The sequence below is a fragment of the Conexibacter arvalis genome (genome assembly GCF_014199525.1).
GTDB lineage: Bacteria > Actinomycetota > Thermoleophilia > Solirubrobacterales > Solirubrobacteraceae > Conexibacter > Conexibacter arvalis.
This window is the reverse complement of sequence record NZ_JACHNU010000006.1, coordinates 143,318-160,570: the sequence shown is the minus strand read 5'-3', so window position 1 is coordinate 160,570 and position 17,253 is coordinate 143,318. Positions and strand designations below refer to the sequence as shown.

Genomic DNA, 17,253 nt, shown 5'->3' with positions numbered 1-17,253 from the left:
CGTCACAGCGACCGCCGCTCGCGCCATGTATGTGGTGATGGGGACGAACGACCGACGCGACGACGCGCAGCTGCTGGCGGCGGCGGCCGGGGGAGACCGCGCCGCCTTCTCGGCCTTCTACCGTCGCCACCTCGGCGCGGTCCTCGCCGCACTGCTGCGCGAGACGCGCGACCGCGAGCTCGCTGCCGACCTCGCGGCGGAGGTCTTCGCGACGGTGCTGCTGGCCGCCGACGCCTACCGCCCCGAGCATCCGACCGCATTGCCGTGGCTGTGCGGGATCGCGCGCAACAAGGCGCGCGAGTCGCGCCGCCGCGGGCGCGCGCAGGACCGGGCCCGGCGGCGGCTCGGCATCCCGCGCGAGGCGATCGCGGAGGACGACCTCGACCGCGTCGACGAGCTCGCCGCCCACGACGGACGGCTGCTCGCGCTGCTCGACGAGCTGCCCGAGCAGCAGCGGGCGGCACTGCGAGCCCGCGTGATCGACGAGCGCGACTACGCGGAGATCGCGCGCGAGCAGGGCAGCTCCGAGGCCGCGGTGCGCCAGCGCGTCAGCCGCGCTCTCGCGTGGCTGCGCACCCAGACGACCACGGAGCGACGATGAGCGGCTACTTCGAGCGTATCGAGCACCACCTGCTGGACGCGGTCGAGCGCCCCGCCGCCACGCGCGAGCGGCTCCACGCTCCCTGCGGTCACGCGACGCACGAACCCACGGCCTCCGACTCCGGCACCGCCGGCGTCCGCGCGACCGCGCGTGCCACCCGCGCTCGCACCGCCGCCGCCCGCGCCGCCCGCACCGCCGCCGCGCGTGCCACCCGCGCTCGCACCGCCGCCGCCCGCGCCGCCCGCACCGCCGCCGCGCGCGCCACCCGCGCCCGCCCCGCTCGCGCCCGCGCGACCGGCCGCCCGGCCCGCACGCGGGTCGCGACCGCGACCGGCCTCGTCGCGCTCGTCGCGATCGCGGCGGTCGCCGCGCTGTGGGGCGGCGGCGCTCCGCCGGAGGAGCACGCCGCGCGCGACCGGCCGGGCACGCTGCCCGCGCTGCTCGGCGTGCTGCGACGCGACCAGCGCGCCGGCGACGCCCCGCCGCGCGTGGTCGCTGCGGCGCGAGCGGCGGCGCGGAGGGCGGACCCGCCATATCGGGGCACCGTCGAGGCGGCCGCCGTCCGCCGCGTCGCCGCGATCCCCGCGGCCGGCGGCCACCGCGTGTACCTCGCGCCTGTGCAGCCGGCGGCGGGCACGGCGGGCACCGGCGGCGATTCCGCCTCCGACGACGGCGAGGCGGCCGGCGCGACGGCAGCAGCCGACCGGTCGGCTGCGTCCCCGACGGCCGCGCTCGTGATCCTCACCGACGCCCGCGACCGGCCGGTCCAGTACCCGTACGGCGTGACCCGGACGGCTCTGGGCGACGGGCGCGCCTGGTACGTCGCGTGGGGCCTGCGCGCCGGGCCCGGCGACCACGACGACCGCGACGACCGCGACGACGGCGGCCGGATGCGCTCGCTCCAGGTGCAGCTGGTCCCGGACGGGGTCGCCTCCGTCGCATACCGCTACCCGGCGGAGCGGTACGGTCCGAGCCGCTCGCCGGAGCGCACCGTGCGGGTCACCGTCACGGGCAACGCCGCCGCCACGGTGCTGCGCGGATCGCTCGCGAGCCGCTACCCGGGGGAGGCGGTCCTGCGCGACGGCGCGGGCGAGGTCGTCGACCGGGCCGTCCCGGTCGTCCGCGGCCGCGGCCCCGTCGCGCCCGCAGCGGTCTGCCGCGGCGCCGAGCTGCCGGCGAGACCGAGCGGCAGACCGCGGATAGGCATCGGCGCGGTGACGCTGCGCGAGCTCTGCGAGCAGGCCGGCCTCCCGCAGCGGGCATACCGCCGCGACAGCGACTACGTGCTCGCGCTCTTCGCCGACGGGACCGTCGTCGGAGCGCCCCGCGGCGACGCGATCAGCTCCGTCTGGCACATGGAGCCGGGCGGCAGCTTCCCGCCGTCGTTCACCGACCTGCTGCCGCCCGCGAAGAAGCTCGGGCACTACCCGGCACGGCCTTCCGACCGCCGCTCTCCATAAGATCGACTGAATGCCGGCAAAAAGCCGCAGCCCGTTGGTAGGATCGCCACGTCACGCCGCTGAATTCCCGTCTGCCGCGCGGGAAGCGGGGGACCCACGACATCGGGGCGAATCGCGCGAGGTGCGCGTAGCGCCGCTCTTTCGGCGCGAGCCCGTCAGCTAACCCCGTAAGCCCGAGAAAGAGGATCGAACCAGATGCCAACCGCACAGGCTCCGCCGCGACGCGGCCAAGCCGACTCACAGCAGGGCGAGCGCCGTACGATCGTCATCAGGGGCCAGGTCGCGCCGCCCCCGACGCGCCGCCACGACTACGAGTACGAGACCCGCGCCCGGCGTCATCGCCCCCGCAGCGCGAGCGACCGCCTCGTCGGCAGCCGCCCCGACCGCGCCGCGATGTGGGCGGTGCTGATGGGCGTCTTCCTGATCGCCGTCGCGATCATCACCGCCTCGGGCGCCTGACGGCCGCGCACCGAGAGCGCATACCTGGCGCACATCAAACCGTGATCCGCGGTTTAGGTGGCGACCGTATAAGGAGCTGCACCCGATCGCTCCAACCGAGCACGCTCCCCCTCACAGTGTCGCGCCGGGTGCCTCTCCAAGCACCGCCCGGCGCGCCCTCCGGACGCCCCTGGTGATGCCATGAAGACGCCGATGAGCCGGTTCCAGATCCACGACGAGCTGACCGCCCCGGAAGCCTCGGTCCCGATCCTCAAGGGCGCGCTCGCCACCGGCGGGCAGCTGCCCAACTTCGTCGGCGCGCTGGCCGGCTCGCCGGCCGCCCTGCGCGGCTACGCCCGCTTCCGCTCAGAGCTGCGCCACGGCCATCTCGACCCGGCGACACAGGAGCGGATCGCGCTCGCGGTCGCCGAGCACCACGGCTCGGAGCCGGGCGTCGCGATGCATGCGCGCACCGCCCGCGCCGCCGGGCTGGGCCTCGACGAGGTCGCGCTCGCACGCGAGTTCTCCTCCGCAGACCCGCGCGAGGAGGCGCTGCTCCAGTACCTGCGGGCGCTCGTCGTCGAGGGCAGGCCGCCGATGCACCTGCACGAGGCGGCTCGCGAGGCCGGCTGGGGAGACGAGGAGATCCTCGAGGCGATCGCCGTCGTCGCGCTGGAGTCGCTGGCGGCGATGGTGAACGTCGCCGGCGAGGTGCCGGTCGACGGCTCGGTCGAGGGCACGCGCACGCTCGCCGCCGCCTGACGCAGCGCCCGAAACGCCGTACCATCGATCGCATGGCGGTCGAGCACGAGCAGCGATCCGCGGCGCGCCGTGCGCCGAGCGCGGCGGCTGCCGAGCCGGCGGCCGCCGTGCCCGCGGCCGCCTGCTGCCCTCAGTACCACGAGGCGATCGAGTTCCTCGGCAAGCGCTGGACCGGCGCGATCGTGCGGGTGCTGATGCACCGCTCGCCGCTGCGCTTCACCGAGATCGCCCACGCCGTCCCGCAGCTGTCGGACCGGCTGCTGTCGGAGCGGATGAAGGAGCTGGAGGCGCGCGGCGTCGTCGTGCGCACGGAGCTGCCGGGGCGCCCGCCGCGGGTCGAGTACGCGCTGACCCCGATGGGCCGCGAGCTGGAGCCGGCGCTCGGCGCGCTGGAGGCGTGGGCGCAGCGCTGGCTGCCCCCCTGTGGCGACGAGCGCGCGGAGTAAGCTCCGTGGCCCGTCGCAACGCCGATCCCGCACCAGGAGCCCCGACCATGACCGACGCCGCCACGCCGCTGACGCCCGACGACGTGCTGCGTCTCGTCCAAGAACGCGACATCCGCTTCATCCGGCTCTGGTTCACCGACATCCTGGGACAGCTGAAGGCGTTCTCGATCAACTCCAGCGAGCTGCCGGACGCCTTCGAGGGCGGGATGGGCTTCGACGGCTCCTCGATCACCGGCTTCAATGCGGTCGAGGAGTCGGACATGATCGCGATGCCCGACGCGAGCACCTTCGCCGTGCTTCCGTGGCGGCCGGAGGAGCAGGGCGTCGCGCGCATGTTCTGCGACATCCAGACCCCGGAGCAGACCCCGTACGAGGGCGATCCCCGCCACGTCCTGCGGCGCGCGCTCGAGCGCGCGAAGGCGCTCGGCTTCGACGACTTCATGGTCGGCCCCGAGCTGGAGTTCTTCTACTTCAAGGACACGAAGGACCCGACGCCGCTCGACGAGGGCGGCTACTTCGACCTGACGACGCTCGACGCCGGCTCCGACCTGCGCCGCGAGACGGTTCTCGCGCTCGAGCAGCTCGGCATCCACGTCGAGTACACCCACCACGAGGTCGGCCCCTCCCAGCACGAGATCGACATGCGCTACGCCTCGGCGCTGAAGATGGCCGACGACTGCATGACCTACCGCATCACGGTCAAGGAGTACGCGCGCAAGTACGGCCTCCACGCGAGCTTCATGCCGAAGCCGCTGTTCGGCGAGAACGGCTCGGGCATGCACACCCACCTGTCGCTCTTCAAGGACGGCAAGAACGCCTTCTACGACGCCAACGACCAGTACTACCTGTCCGACGTCGGCAAGGCGTTCATCGCCGGCCAGCTGCGCCACTCGCGCGAGATGAGCGCGATCTTCGCCCAGTGGGTCAACTCCTACAAGCGGCTCGTCCCCGGCTACGAGGCGCCGACCTACCTCGCCTGGTCGCGCCGCAACCGCTCGGCGCTCGTGCGCGTGCCGATGTACCACCCCGGCAAGGAGCAGACGACGCGGATGGAGCTGCGCTGCCCCGACCCCGCCTGCAATCCGTACCTGACCTTCGCGGTGCTGCTGCAGGCCGGCCTGGAGGGGATCGAGCACGGCTACGAGCTGCCGGAGCCGATGGAGAAGAACCTCTACCACCTCGCGCCCGACGAGCGGCGCCGGCTCGGCATCGAGCAGCTGCCCGAGACGCTCGGCGAGGCGATCGAGCTGACGGCCGACTCCGAGCTGGTGCTGCGCACGCTCGGCGAGCACATGTTCAACCGCTTCGTCGAGATCAAGCGGCAGGAGTGGGACGACTACCGCGTGCAGGTCACGCAGTGGGAGCTCGACCGCTACCTGCCGATCCTCTAGGCCGCGCCGCCGGAGCCTGAGCCGGCCGTCTCGGCCGCGGCCGGCTCCGGACCCTCCTCGCGCTCGTCGTCGGGCCGCGCGGCGCGGTGAGCGAGCGCCGACGGCCACCAGACGCGGTCGCCGACGTCGAGCGCCAGCGCCGGCACGAGGATCGAGCGCACGACGAAGGTGTCGAGCAGGACGCCGATCGCGATCGTGAAGCCGATCTCGGTCAGCACGACGAGCGGCAGCACCGCCAGCGTCGAGAAGGTGCCGGCGAGCACGATCCCGGCCGAGGTGATGACCGCGCCGGTGACCGCCAGCCCGCGCACGACGCCGAGCCGCGTCCCGTGGGCGTGCGCCTCCTCGCGCACCCGCGCCATCAGGAAGATGTTGTAGTCGACCCCGAGCGCGACCAGGAAGATGAACGCGAACAGCGGCAGCGCCGGGTCGATCCCGTCGAAGCCGAACACCTCCATGAAGAAGAAGGCGCCGATCCCCAGCGCGGCGGCGTAGGAGAGGATCACCGTCGCCATCAGGAGCAGCGGCAGCAGCAGCGCGCGCAGCACGGCGGCGAGGATCAGGAAGACGACGACGAGCACGATCGGGACGATCAGGCGGTTGTCGCGCGCGGTCGACACGCGCAGGTCGCGCTCCTCGGCCGTGGGCCCGCCGACGAGCACCGCGTCGCCGCCGGCGGCCTTGACGGCGCCGCGCAGCGGCTCGATCACGTCGAACGCCCGCTCGCTGTAGGGCTCGGCCTCCAGCGTCACGTGCAGCAGCGTCCCCTCGTCGGGGTCGCGCTCGACCGGCAGCACGGCGGCGACCCCGTCGACGCCGGCGGCCGCTCTTCCGACCGCCGCGACCCGCGCCGCGCCGGCCGCCGGGCCGCCGCCTCCGGGCGGCACGATCACGTTGGTCGGCGCGTTGGCGCCGGCCGGGAACGACTGCGCGATCAGCTCCTGGCCCTCGACCGACTCGACGTCGCCGCGGAAGGCGTTGCCGCTCGTGAGGTCGGAGTTCATCTGCGTCAGGCCCAGGCAGAGCACGAGCAGCGCGACGGTCGTGCCGATCCAGACCCGTCGCGGGCGCGGCCGGATCCGCTCGCCGAGCCTGCGCCAGAGGCCATGCGTCTCGTCGGTGCCGGCGTCGCCGAAGTGGGGGACGAACGGCCAGAAGGCGCGCCGGCCGGTGATCGCCAGCAGCGCCGGCAGCAGCGTCAGCATCGCGAGCATCGCGAGCGCGACGCCGAAGGCGCCGACCGGGCCGAGGCCCGCGGTCCCGTTGACCTCGGCGAGCGACAGGCACAGCAGCGCGGCGATCACCGTCATGCCGGAGGCGAAGACGGCGGGGCCGGCGCGGCGCAGCGCGATCGCGGCCGCCTCGTGCTTGTCCTCGTGGCGGCGCAGCTCCTCGCGATAGCGGGCGACCAGCAGCAGCGCGTAGTCGGTCCCGACGCCGAAGACGAGCACCGACAGGACGCCCGAGGTCTGGCCGTTGATCGTCACGCCGGCCTTCGCCAGCCAATAGCCGATCCCGCGCGACAGCACCTCGGCGAACAGCACGGTGACGAGCGGGATCGCCCAGAAGATCGGGCTGCGGTAGATCAGGATCAGCAGCACGAAGACGAGCGACGCGGTCGCCAGCAGCAGCGTGCCGTTGATCTGCTCGAAGACCTTGACGGCGTCGGTCGAGAAGCCGGCCGGGCCGCTGACCTTCACGACCAGGCCGGCCGGCACGCCCTCCGCGACACGGTCGCGCAGCTCGTCGGTCGCGCCTATCAGCAGGTCCTCGTCGACGCGGTCGCTCGTGTCGATCGAGGCGATCAGCAGGGCGGCGCGGCCGTCTCTGGAGGGGATCGCCGGCGGGATCGGCGCCGTCGCCGGCGGCGGATCGGCGTTGAGCGAGGCGCGGTCGCGGGCGATCGCCGCACGGTCGGCGGCGGTCAGCCCGCCGTCGCGGTGGTAGACGATCACCGCCTGCGCCCGGTCGCCGGAGGGGAAGCGGTCGACCGCCTCGAGTGCCTGGACCGACTCGGCCGAGCCCGGCAGGAACGAGACGGGATCGTTCTCCTCGACGTCGGTCAGCTTGCCGGCGAACGAGCCGAAGGCCGCGACGAGCGCGACCCAGACCGCGACGACCGCGAACTTCGCGCGGTGACCGGCGGCGAGCGTCAGCAGGGAGCGGGCGGTCGAGATGGCGCGATGCTACCTGCGCCGGTCGGACGAGATGCGCGATTTCTGTGCCATGCGCCCAGTTGGCGCATCATCGTACGCGGGGCGCGGGGCGCGGGGCGCGGGGCGCGGGGCGCGGGGCGCGGGGCGCGGGGCGCGGGGCGCGGGGCGCGGGGCGCGGGGCGCGGGGCGCCGGCGCGCGGCTACCTGGGCGCCGAGGCGCCGTGCGCGACGTCGAGCATCTCCGGCACGCGCACGAGCTTGACGCGCGGCCGGCTGTGGGGCTCGCCGAGCGCGCGCTCGTGGGCGTCGATCGTCTTCCACCCCTCCCACGTGACGAGGTGGGGGATCCGCTCCTCCAACCACGCGGCGACCGCCTCGCCGTCGGCCAGCTCGGGGTCGGGCTCGCCGAGGCGGCCGGCGTCGCGGTCGGCGAGCAGCAGGTCGACCGTCTCGTGGGCGTCCTTCTTGTTGGTGCCGATCACGCCGCTGGGCCCGCGCTTGATCCAGCCGACGGCGTACTCGCCGCGCGCGGGGCTGCCGTCCGCCTCGACGACGCGGCCGCCGTCGTTGCGGATCAGGCCGCGCCGCTCGTCGAACGGCACCTCGGGGATCGGCACCCCGCGGTAGCCGATCGAGCGCAGCACGAGCCCGCAGGGGATCTCCTCGGTCTCGCCGGTGGCGACGGCGCGCAGGCCGCCGCGGCCGTCGGGCTCCAGCGCGTTGCGCACCACGCGCAGGCCGGCGACCGCGTCGTCGGCGTCGCCAAGGATCTCCAGCGGGGAGCGCAGGAATCTGAGGACGACCCGGTGGCTCTTGCCGGTCGGTCTGCGGCCGGCGTACTCCCACAGGATCTCGACGTTTCTGCGGTGGATCGCGTCGGCGGCGTCGGAGGCGATCCAGGCGGCGCTGTGCTCGTCGAGCTCGACGTCGGCCGGGTCGACGATCACGTCGGCCCGTCTCAGCTCGCCCAGCTCCAGCAGCTCGGGGTTCGTGAAGGCCGCCTGCGCCGGGCCGCGGCGACCGAGCACGACGACCTCCCGCACCCGCGCCTGCGCGAGCGCCTCGATCGCGTGGTCGGCGGTGTCGGTCGGCGCCAGCTCGTCGGGGTCGAGCACGAGCATCCGCGCGACGTCGAGCGCGACGTTGCCGTTGCCGACCACGACCGCCCGCTCGGCGCTGAGGTCGAACTCGCGCTCGGCATGGTCGGGATGGCCGTTGTACCAAGCGACGAACTCGGTCGCGGCGTGCGAGCCGACGCGCTCCTCGCCGGGGATCCCGAGCCGGTTGTCGGTCGGCGTGCCGGTCGCGTAGACGACCGCGTGGTAGCGCTCGAGCAGCTCTGCGCGGCGGACGTCGGCGCCGAGCTCGACGCCGCCGAAGAAGCGGAACGACGGGTGTCTCGCCGTCCGCTCGTAGGCGCGCGTGACGCTCTTGATCTTCGGGTGATCGGGCGCGACGCCGAAGCGGACGAGCCCGAACGGCGTCGGCAGCAAATCGTAGAGGTCGACCTCGAACCCAGCTCTCAACAGGAAGTCGCTCGTGTAGAACCCGGCCGGGCCGGCCCCGACGATCGCGATGCGCTGAGCTGAGGGCATGCGTCCAGCCTAGTCCACGCGGCAGACCGGCTGGGAGATCTCCTCGCCGCAAGCGAGCCGGAGGCGATCGTTCAACCCGCGCGGTTCTTCATTGACGAATGAACGATCGTCCACACTGAACTTGACTGAGGAGTGTCGATGTGACAGAAATGATGCTGTTCGGGGGTCTTTGAGCGGGTTCGCCCCCGTGCGTTTCGCGACCGCACGGGACGTTTCTACACATCAATCATCAGGGGGTTCCGATGAGGAATCGTTGGAAGGCGCTGCTCGCCGGCGTCGCGGCCGCGTGCGCCTTCGCCATCCCGGCGACCGGTGCCCAGGCGGCTCAGATCGGCCAGATCTGCCACGTCGGCACGGCGTATTGGGTGTCGTCGATACCGTCGTACGACGTGAGATATTCGATGTACATCCTGGGAACCGGCGCCGGTTTCCGCGTCCTGGGCTACAGCGGCGACTTCTACTACGGTCGTGGCAACGCGCTACCGGAGGGGTACTTCCCGCGGCTCAACATCAACCAGAGCTCCTGCTACTGGTAGACCGGCGGGACGGGGTGGCGAGGCTCTCTCGCCGCCCCGCCGAGGGGCCGTCGCGCAGCAGCGCCCGCGCCGCCGCGGCGACGTCGCCGGCGAGCCAGCGCGGGAGCGGCGCGCCGTCGCCGCGGACGTGGCGGCGGACGGCGGCGGCCGGGAGGTCGACGACGGCGCGCGTCACGCGCTCCAGTGCGCGGGCGTCGGCGCGGCCGTAGCGGTCGCGGGCGATCTGCCGCAGCGCCGCCTCCAGCGGCTCGTTGCCGCGATAGAGGCGTTCGCGCAGCGCGCCGTCGTCGCCGTCGAGCAGGTCGCTGCGGCGGACGGCGAGCAGGAGGCGAGCGTCTTCGGGCTGGTCGGCGGCGAAGGCGAGCACGGTCTCGGCGAGCGCGACGCCGGCCTCGACGGGATCGTCGGAGTGGGCCGCCACGGCGGCCAGCGCGACCGCCTGATAGCGCTCCAGCGCACGGAACCACGCCGCCGCGAGGAGGCCGTCGCGGCTGCCGAAGCGGTGGTAGAGCGTCCCGACCGGGGCGCCGCTCGCGTGCGAGATCGCCGCGACCGAGGCGGCCCGCGGGCCCTCGCGGAGCACGAGCGCGCGGGCCGCATCGAGGATGTCGTCGGTCGAGTGCTTGCGTGGCGGCGCCATTAATGGAACGATCCTTCTATATGGAGCGATTGCCCTACATCGATGAGCATGCCAGGATCGTCGGCGGCTCGCGCGAGCAGGTGTGGCGCGCGCTGGTCGACACGGTGCGGCGCGAGACCGCCGGCGGCGAGCCGCTCGCCCGCCTGCTCGGCTGCGAGCAGACCGCCGGCTCGCGGCCGTTCGAAGGCGAGCCGGGGCAGACGATCCCAGGCTTCCGCGTTGCGGAGGCGGAGCCGGGCCGCCGCCTCGCGCTCCGCGGCCGCCACCGCTTCGCCGACTACCAGCTGACCTTCCTGCTCGACGACGACGGCCGCCTGCGCGCGCTCACCCACGCCGACTTCCCGGGGTTGAGGGGGCGCGTCTACAAGGCGCTGGTGATCGGCACCCGCGGCCATGTCGTCGCGACGCGCCACCTGCTCCGCGCCGTCGGCCGCCGGGTCGCGGCGCAGCGGCCCGGCTGAGCGGCGCTCGCCTCCCGAGGCCGGTGGGGCTGCCGGCCGCCGGCGCAGCGTCGCTGAGCCGGCGCCCGCCCTCGCTCACCAGACCGTGCGCTCCGGGTCGAAGCGCCGCAGCGCCTCGTCGCGTGTCACGAGCGTCCCGGCGCGGGCGCGGGCGGTCGCGTAGATGAAGCGATCGGCCGGATCGCCGTGGAAGCCGTCGCGGCCGAGCTGCGCCGCTCGCACGGCGACGTCGGCGTCCGGGGCGAGCGCGCGCAGACGGTCGTCGGCCGCGAGCGCGGCGCGGACCCACTGGGCGGCCGGTCGGTCGAGCGCGATCCGGCCGCGCTCCGCGAGCATCGCGACCTCCCAGCAGCTGAGCGTGCTGACGGCGAGGTCGACCGCCGAGGAGATCGCCTCGGCGGCCGCCGGCGACAGCCGCTCCGGCGTCGACGCCCACCACAGCCACACGTGCGCTCAGCGCAGCAGCGCGGCCAGCTCGCCCGACGAGGTCACCGGGGCGCGGCAGGCGAACCGCTCGCAGACGTAGGCGGCGGCGCGGCCGTCGAGCGCGTGCCGGCCCTCCAGCAGCGGGACGGCCGAGCGCTCGACCGCGCCGCCGGCGTCGGCGCCGACCGCGCCGGCGAGCACGACCCGCGGGCGGAAGGCGCCGCGGAGCGTGCGCAGCAGCGGCACGGCGCTCTCCGGCGGCCCGACGACGGCGACCTCGTGGACCTCGCCGAGCTGGAGGTCGATCGCCGCGAGCAGGTTGGCGAACGCCTGCGGGTGGTTGGCGGCGAGCGGGTGCAGCAGCGCGATCACGCCCTCGGCGGCCTGCTCGTAGCGCGCCTCGCCCGTCAGCCGCGCCAGCCGCAGCAGCGCGACGGCGGCCGCCGAGTTCCCGGACGGGATCGGCGTGTCCTCCAGGTCCTTGCGGCGCGTGACGAGCCGCTCGTGGTCGTCGGCGGTCATGAAGAAGCCGCCGTTGACCGGATCGGCGAAGTGCTCGATCGTCGCGTCGGCCAGCTGGCGCGCGGCGACGAACCAGCGCTCCTCGAAGGTCGCCTCGTACAGCGTCAGCAGCGCGCCGGTCAGGTAGGCGTGGTCCTCCAGGTAGCCGGGCAGCGTCGCGCGCCCGTCCTTCCACGAGCGCTTCAGCCGCCCGTCCTCGCCGCGCGACTCGCGCAGCAGGAAGTCGGCTGCGCCGCGTGCGGCGTCGAGCCAGTCGTCGCGCTCGAGCGCCGCGCCGGCCTCGGCCAGCGCCGCGATCGCCAGCGCGTTCCACGACGTCAGGCGCTTGTCGTCGAGGCCGGGCGGGACGCGCTCGGCGCGCGCCGCCAGCAGCCGCGCTCTGATCTCCGGCAGCTCGCGCGGAGCCGGGATCCCCGGCCGCGCGCGCACGAGGATGTTCGTCCCCTCCCAGTTGCCCTCGGCGCTCGCGCCGTACCAGTCGAGGGCGACCTCGTACAGCCGCTCGTCGTCGAGCGCCGCCTGCAGCTGCTCCAGCGACCAGACGTAGAACTTGCCCTCGACGCCCTCCGAGTCGGCGTCGAGCGCGGAGTAGAAGCCGCCCTCCGGCCCGCGCATGTCGCGCAGCAGCCAGTCGAGCGTGTCCTCGACGACCCCGCGCAGCTCGGCGTCGCCGCTGACCTGCCAGCCGTGCAGGTAGGCGCGCGCGAGCAGCGCGTTGTCGTAGAGCATCTTCTCGAAGTGGGGGACGACCCAGGCGGCGTCGACGGTGTAGCGGGCGAAGCCGCCGCCGACCTGGTCGTGGATGCCGCCGTCGGCCATCGCGCGCAGCGCGTCGAGCGCGACCGTCTGCTCGTCGCGCCGCAGCAGCAGCTCGATCGCCGAGGGCTGCGGGAACTTCGGCGCGCCGCCGAAGCCGCCGTGGACCCCGTCGGCGTTGGTGCGCAGGGTGGCGACCGCGTCGTCGAGGATGCCGGGGTCGACCATCGCGCCCGACGGCCGCAGCTGCCCGGCCGCCGACAGCCGCTCGACGACCGCCGCGCTCTGGGCGACGATCTGCTCGCGTCTGTCGCGCCACGCCTCGGCGATCGCCTCCAGCACCTGTCGCCAGCTCGGCAGCCCGTGGCGCGCCTGCGGCGGGAAGTAGGTGCCGGCGTAGAACGGCACCTGCTCGGGCGTCGCGAAGGCGTTCAGCGGCCAGCCGCCGTGGCCGGTCATCGCCTGCACCGCGTCCATGTAGATCGCGTCGACGTCGGGCCGCTCCTCGCGGTCGACCTTCACGCAGACGAACAGCTCGTTCATCAGCGCCGCGATCTCCGGGTCCTCGAACGACTCCCGCTCCATCACGTGGCACCAGTGGCAGGCCGAGTAGCCGATCGAGACGAGCAGCGGCACGTCGCGCTCGCGCGCCTCCGCCAGCGCGGCCGGCCCCCACGGCCGCCAGTCGACCGGGTTGTCCTTGTGCTGCAGCAGATACGGCGAGGTCTCGTTCGCGAGCGCGTTGGGCATGCCGCGAGGCTACCCGTCGTCCGCGCGCCGACGCGGGTACCGTGCGTTGCAGGACCCGACCACCAGGAGCGAACCTTGTCCAACCAGCGCGAGCCCGTCACCGCGATCGGCGCCCCGGCCGCCGTCGGCCCCTACGTCCACGCCGTCAAGGCGAACGGGATGCTGTGGTGCTCGGGGCAGATCCCGCTCCACCCGGAGACCGGCGAGCTGGTCGGCGAGACGGCGGCCGAGCAGGCCGGCCGCTGCCTGGAGAACCTGCAGGCCGTCTGCGCGGCCGCCGGCGCGACGCTCGCCGACGCCGTCAAGATCACCGTCTACCTCGTCGAGATGGACGACTTCGCGGCCGTCAACGACGTCTACGCCTCCTTCTTCGAGCAGGACCCCCCGGCGCGTGTCGCCGTGGCGGTCGCGAGACTGCCGCGCGGCGCGCGCGTCGAGATCGACGCCGTCGTCGCCCTGCCGGCCTGAGGACGGGGAGATGGCCAGCACGCGCGCCGTCGACCTCGAGCGGATCCGGCGCGCCGCGGTCGCCGACGACGACGTCGTGCGCGAGACGCCGGTGCTCAGCTCGCGCACGATCAGCGAGCGGGTCGGCGCGACGGTCGCGCTGAAGGCGGAGAACCTCCAGCGCACCGGCTCCTTCAAGCTGCGCGGCGCGCTCGCGAAGATCTCGGCGCTCGACGCGCGCTCCGCGGCCGCCGGCGTCGTCGCCGGCAGCGCCGGCAACCACGGGCAGGCGGTCGCGTACGCGGCGCGAGCGCGCGGGATCGCGTGCGAGGTCTTCATGCCGCTGAGCGCGCCGAACCAGAAGATCGACGCCTGCGCGGAGTTCGGCGCGACCGTCCGCCTCGTCGGCGCGAACGTCGACGAGACGCTGACGGCCGCGCAGGCCCGCGCGCGGGAGGCGGGGATGACCTTCGTCCACCCGTTCGACGACCGCGACGTGGTCGCCGGCCAGGGCGGGGTGGGGCTCGAGCTGGCGCGGCAGGTGGGCGACCTGTCGCTGATCGTCGTCCCGGTCGGCGGCGGCGGGCTCGTCAGCGGCGTCGCGATCGCGGCCAAGTCGATGCGGCCGGGGATCCGCGTCGTCGGCGTCCAGGTCGACCGCTGCGCGCCGGTCCCGGACTCGCTGGCGCACGGCCGGCCGGTCGAGTTCGCGGGCGGCGGCCCGACGATCGCCGACGGCATCGCCGTCAAGCGCCCCGGGGCGCTGACGCTCGAGCTGATGCGCGAATGGGTCGACGAGGTCGTCGTCGTGCCGGAGGACACGGTCGCGGAGGCGATGGTGCTGCTGCTGGAGCGGGCGAAGCTGGTCGTCGAGGGGGCCGGCGCGGTCGGCGTCGCGGCGCTGCTCGGCGGGCAGGTCAGACCGGCGCCGACCGGGACGACCGCGGTCGTGCTGTCGGGCGGCAACGTCGACCCGGGCGTGCTGTCGCTCGTCGCGCGCCGCCACGAGTCGCAGGCCGGCCGGCGGCTGGTCGTGCTGACGCGGCTGCCCGATCGCCCCGGCGCGCTCGCGGCGCTGCTCGCGCTGATCGGCGAGCAGTCGGCCAACCTGCTCGACATCACCCACGTGCGCGAGGGGATCGACCTGCACGTGCGCGAATCGGCCGTCCAGCTCGTGTTGGAGACGCGCGGCCCGGCGCATGCCGCCGAGGTGCTGGCGGCGATCGGCGACGCCGGCTACGAGACGCGAACGCTCGCGTAGCGAGCGCGGCCGGGCGCAGGCGCGGGCGAGGGCTCGCGCCCGCTCGGCCGGGCGGCGATCAGGCGGCCGCGCGCGCGGCGCGGCGGGCGCGGGCGTGGTCGACGAGGGTCGCGATCAGGCGGCTGGTCTCGTCGGCCTCGGGATGCCACTGGACGCCGAGCACGAACTCGCGGTCGGGGGCCTCGATCGCCTCCGGCAGCTCGTCGATCGTCGCCCAGCCGCTGACAGTCAGCCCGTCGCCGATGCGGCCGACGCCCTGGTGGTGGTGGGACTTGGTCGCGTGGACGGTCTCGCCCGCGGCGCGCGCCGCTACGGAGCCGGCGGCGAGGCGGACGTCGTGGTCGGCGCCGTCGAAGGTGCCGATCGCCTTGCGGTGCTCGTGATGGCCGAACTCCTCCGGCAGGTGCTGGCGCAGCGTGCCGCCGCAGGCGACGTTGAGCAGCTGCATCCCGCGGCAGATGCCGAGCAGCGGGATGTCGCGCTCGACGGCGCGACGGGTCATCGCCAGCTCGAAGGCGTCGCGCTCGGGGACCGTCTCGACCGTCTCGGCGTGGCGCTCGGCACCGTAGGTTGCCGGGTCGATGTCGGCGCCGCCGGCGAGCATCAGCCCGTCGACGAGGTCGAGCGCCTCGTCGGGATCGGCGGTCAGCGCCGGGTCGGGCGCGAGCATCAGCGCCATCCCGCCGGCGCGGCGGATCTCGTCGAGGTAGTTGGTCGGCAGCAGCGCCGCCTGCTGGTCCCAGACGCTCCAGCGGGCTCTCTCGAGGGCGGTGAGGATGCCGATGACGGGTCGCGAGGCCATGGGAACCAGCCTAGCCGCACGCCGCCGCGGATCGCGTCCGGGCGGCGCCGATCGCCATCCGCCGCGGGCGACGGTTCAAAGGTGACGCAGGCGTCATCTTCCGCTACGGTGGAGCGCCGGAGCACCATCCCACCCGGAGGGAATCGCTGATGGAGGAGAACGGTCGCGCGTTCGACTACGACTGGCTGGTCGTCGGATCGGGCTTCGGCGGCAGCGTGTCGGCGCTGCGCCTGAGCGAGAAGGGCTACCGCGTCGGCGTGCTCGAATGCGGCCGCCGCTTCCTCGACGGCGACTTCCCGAAGACCAACTGGAACCTGCGGCGCTACTTCTGGATGCCGCGGCTGGGGATGAAGGGCTTCTTCCGCATCTCGACGTTCAAGGACGTGACGGTCCTGAGCGGCTCCGGCGTCGGCGGCGGCAGCCTTGGCTACGCGAACACCCTCTACGTCCCGCCGAAGCCGTTCTTCGACGACCCGCAATGGAGCGGGCTGAACGACTGGGAGCGGGCGCTCGCGCCGCACTACGCCGAGGCGCAGCGGATGCTCGGCGTCGCGATGACCGAGACCGACGACCCGGCCGACACGCTGCTGCGCGAGCTGGGGGAGGAGCTGGGCGTCGGCCACACCTACAGAAAGACCCCCGTCGGCGTCTACTTCGGCGAGCCGGGGAGGACCGTCGCCGACCCGTACTTCGGCGGCGAGGGGCCGGAGCGGACCGGCTGCACCCACTGCGGCCGCTGCATGGTCGGCTGCCCGGTCGGCGCGAAGAACACGCTCGTCAAGAACTACCTCTGGTTCGCCGAGCGCAAGGGCGCGGAGGTCACCCCCGACCGGACCGTGATCGACATCCGGCCGCTGGGCGCGGCCGACGGCTCCGACGGATACGCGGTCACCCACGAGCGCTCCGGCGCGTGGGGCCGCAAGGACCGCCGCACGACGACGGCGCGCGGCGTGGTCGTCGCCGCCGGCGCGCTGGGGACCAACAGACTGCTGCAGCGCTGCCGCCTCAACGGCTCGCTGCCGCGCCTCTCCGCCCGCCTCGGCGAGCTGGTGCGCACCAACTCCGAGGCGATCCTCGCCGTCACCGTGCCGAAGCGCTACGGAGACGAGCTGACGAGACGGGTCGCGATCACCGGCTCGATCTACCCCGACCCGAACACGCACATAGAGACGGTCACCTACGGCGACGCCGGCGACGCGATGAACGCGATGTTCACGCTGCTGGCCGGCAACGGGACGCGCCTCACGCGGCCGCTCAAGCTGCTGGGCCGGATCGCCCGCCACCCGGGCAGGTTCCTGAAGATCATGTGGCCGAACGGCTGGGCGCGGCGGACGATCATAGTGCTGGTGATGCAGACGCTCGACAACGCGATCTCGCTCCGCCCGCACCGGCTGCCGGGCGGCGGCGTGCGGCTCCAGACCGAGCAGGACCCGAACAGACCGAACCCGACCTTCATCCCGATCGCCAACGAGACGGCCGAATGGCTGGAGCGACGGACCGGCGGGATCGCGCAGAGCTCGGTGCTGGAGGCGATCGACATCCCCTCGACCGCCCACATCCTTGGCGGCGCGGTGATCGGCGGCGACGCGACGCGGGGCGTGATCGACGCCCGCCAGCGGGTCTTCGGCTACGACAACCTGCTCGTCTGCGACGGCGCCGCGGTCCCGGCCAACGTCGGCGTCAACCCGAGCCTGACGATCACGGCGATGACCGAGCACGCGATGAGCCAGATCCCGCCGGCCGGGGCGCCGGCCGCGGCGTCGCCGGAGGCGGCCGAGCCGCTCGCCGGCGCGGCGTAGCCGG

Annotated in this window: 17 protein-coding genes and 1 riboswitch; of the genes, 11 read left to right on the top strand and 6 right to left on the bottom strand. The window is 74.2% G+C overall.

Annotated elements, in window-relative coordinates; genetic code table 11:
- Positions 1-37 precede the first annotated feature (37 nt).
- The 6 genes from BDZ31_RS18830 (at position 38) to BDZ31_RS18805 (ending at position 5,098) form a co-directional block, all read left to right on the top strand.
- Positions 38-601 (top strand): RNA polymerase sigma factor, encoded by a 564-nt coding sequence (locus BDZ31_RS18830; RefSeq protein WP_183343996.1) that lies wholly within the window; start codon positions 38-40, stop codon positions 599-601.
- The gene (locus BDZ31_RS18825) at positions 598-2,061 is read left to right on the top strand and encodes a hypothetical protein (protein ID WP_183343994.1); all 1,464 of its coding nucleotides are present in this window, start codon (positions 598-600) and stop codon (positions 2,059-2,061) included. The genes BDZ31_RS18830 and BDZ31_RS18825 overlap by 4 nt, the downstream gene beginning before the upstream one ends.
- A 47-nt stretch (positions 2,062-2,108) precedes the next feature.
- Positions 2,109-2,250, top strand: a riboswitch (cyclic di-AMP (ydaO/yuaA leader).
- A 6-nt stretch (positions 2,251-2,256) separates the two neighbouring features.
- Positions 2,257-2,520: a hypothetical protein gene (locus BDZ31_RS18820; RefSeq protein WP_183343992.1), complete on the top strand. Its 264-nt coding sequence runs from the start codon at positions 2,257-2,259 to the stop codon at positions 2,518-2,520.
- Positions 2,521-2,712: 192 nt separating this feature from the next.
- Complete coding sequence (locus tag BDZ31_RS18815; RefSeq protein ID WP_246345486.1) at positions 2,713-3,261, top strand: carboxymuconolactone decarboxylase family protein; 549 nt, start codon at positions 2,713-2,715, stop codon at positions 3,259-3,261.
- A 32-nt stretch (positions 3,262-3,293) separates the two neighbouring features.
- A complete protein-coding gene (locus BDZ31_RS18810; RefSeq protein ID WP_183343988.1) occupies positions 3,294-3,707 on the top strand; it encodes a winged helix-turn-helix transcriptional regulator in 414 nt (137 codons plus the stop codon).
- Between the two features lie 47 nt (positions 3,708-3,754).
- Entirely contained in the window at positions 3,755-5,098 is a 1,344-nt protein-coding gene (locus tag BDZ31_RS18805) for a glutamine synthetase family protein (protein ID WP_183343985.1), read from the top strand.
- Here BDZ31_RS18805 and BDZ31_RS18800 read toward each other — a convergent pair.
- Positions 5,095-7,254 (bottom strand): MMPL family transporter, encoded by a 2,160-nt coding sequence (locus BDZ31_RS18800; protein WP_343075638.1) that lies wholly within the window; start codon positions 7,252-7,254, stop codon positions 5,095-5,097. The genes BDZ31_RS18805 and BDZ31_RS18800 overlap by 4 nt on opposite strands.
- A gap of 200 nt (positions 7,255-7,454) precedes the next feature.
- On the bottom strand, positions 7,455-8,849 hold the full coding sequence (locus tag BDZ31_RS18795) for an FAD-dependent oxidoreductase (RefSeq protein ID WP_183343983.1): 1,395 nt from the start codon (positions 8,847-8,849) through the stop codon (positions 7,455-7,457).
- Between the two features lie 242 nt (positions 8,850-9,091).
- Here BDZ31_RS18795 and BDZ31_RS18790 point away from each other — a divergent pair, with 242 nt between their 5' ends.
- Complete coding sequence (locus tag BDZ31_RS18790; protein ID WP_183343981.1) at positions 9,092-9,385, top strand: hypothetical protein; 294 nt, start codon at positions 9,092-9,094, stop codon at positions 9,383-9,385.
- On the opposite strand, the gene BDZ31_RS18785 is transcribed toward BDZ31_RS18790, so the two are convergent.
- Positions 9,360-10,025 (bottom strand): TetR/AcrR family transcriptional regulator, encoded by a 666-nt coding sequence (locus BDZ31_RS18785; protein WP_183343979.1) that lies wholly within the window; start codon positions 10,023-10,025, stop codon positions 9,360-9,362. The two genes, BDZ31_RS18790 and BDZ31_RS18785, sit on opposite strands and share 26 nt — an antisense overlap.
- A 20-nt stretch (positions 10,026-10,045) precedes the next feature.
- Between BDZ31_RS18785 and BDZ31_RS18780 the strand changes: the two genes are divergently transcribed.
- The gene (locus BDZ31_RS18780; RefSeq protein WP_183343977.1) at positions 10,046-10,486 is read left to right on the top strand and encodes a hypothetical protein; all 441 of its coding nucleotides are present in this window, start codon (positions 10,046-10,048) and stop codon (positions 10,484-10,486) included.
- 75 nt (positions 10,487-10,561) lie between these two features.
- Here the strand turns inward: BDZ31_RS18780 and BDZ31_RS18775 are convergent, their stop codons facing one another.
- Together BDZ31_RS18775 and BDZ31_RS18770 are read right to left on the bottom strand one after the other, a co-directional pair.
- Complete coding sequence (locus BDZ31_RS18775) at positions 10,562-10,933, bottom strand: PIN domain-containing protein (RefSeq protein ID WP_183343975.1); 372 nt, start codon at positions 10,931-10,933, stop codon at positions 10,562-10,564.
- Between the two features lie 6 nt (positions 10,934-10,939).
- Positions 10,940-12,940, bottom strand: coding sequence for a thioredoxin domain-containing protein (locus tag BDZ31_RS18770; RefSeq protein ID WP_183343973.1), 2,001 nt, complete (start codon positions 12,938-12,940; stop codon positions 10,940-10,942).
- 75 nt (positions 12,941-13,015) lie between these two features.
- On the opposite strand from BDZ31_RS18770, the gene BDZ31_RS18765 reads away from it, so the two are divergent.
- Entirely contained in the window at positions 13,016-13,408 is a 393-nt protein-coding gene (locus BDZ31_RS18765; protein WP_183343971.1) for a Rid family detoxifying hydrolase, read from the top strand.
- Between the two features lie 10 nt (positions 13,409-13,418).
- A complete protein-coding gene (ilvA, locus tag BDZ31_RS18760) occupies positions 13,419-14,648 on the top strand; it encodes a threonine ammonia-lyase (protein WP_183343968.1) in 1,230 nt (409 codons plus the stop codon).
- Positions 14,649-14,706: 58 nt separating this feature from the next.
- Here ilvA and BDZ31_RS18755 read toward each other — a convergent pair whose 3' ends face one another.
- Positions 14,707-15,450, bottom strand: a complete 744-nt coding sequence (locus tag BDZ31_RS18755; protein WP_183343966.1) for a gamma-glutamyl-gamma-aminobutyrate hydrolase family protein — start codon at positions 15,448-15,450, stop codon at positions 14,707-14,709.
- Between the two features lie 149 nt (positions 15,451-15,599).
- Here BDZ31_RS18755 and BDZ31_RS18750 point away from each other — a divergent pair, with 149 nt between their 5' ends.
- Entirely contained in the window at positions 15,600-17,249 is a 1,650-nt protein-coding gene (locus BDZ31_RS18750) for a GMC family oxidoreductase (RefSeq protein WP_183343964.1), read from the top strand.
- The last annotated feature ends 4 nt before the right edge of the window (positions 17,250-17,253 follow it).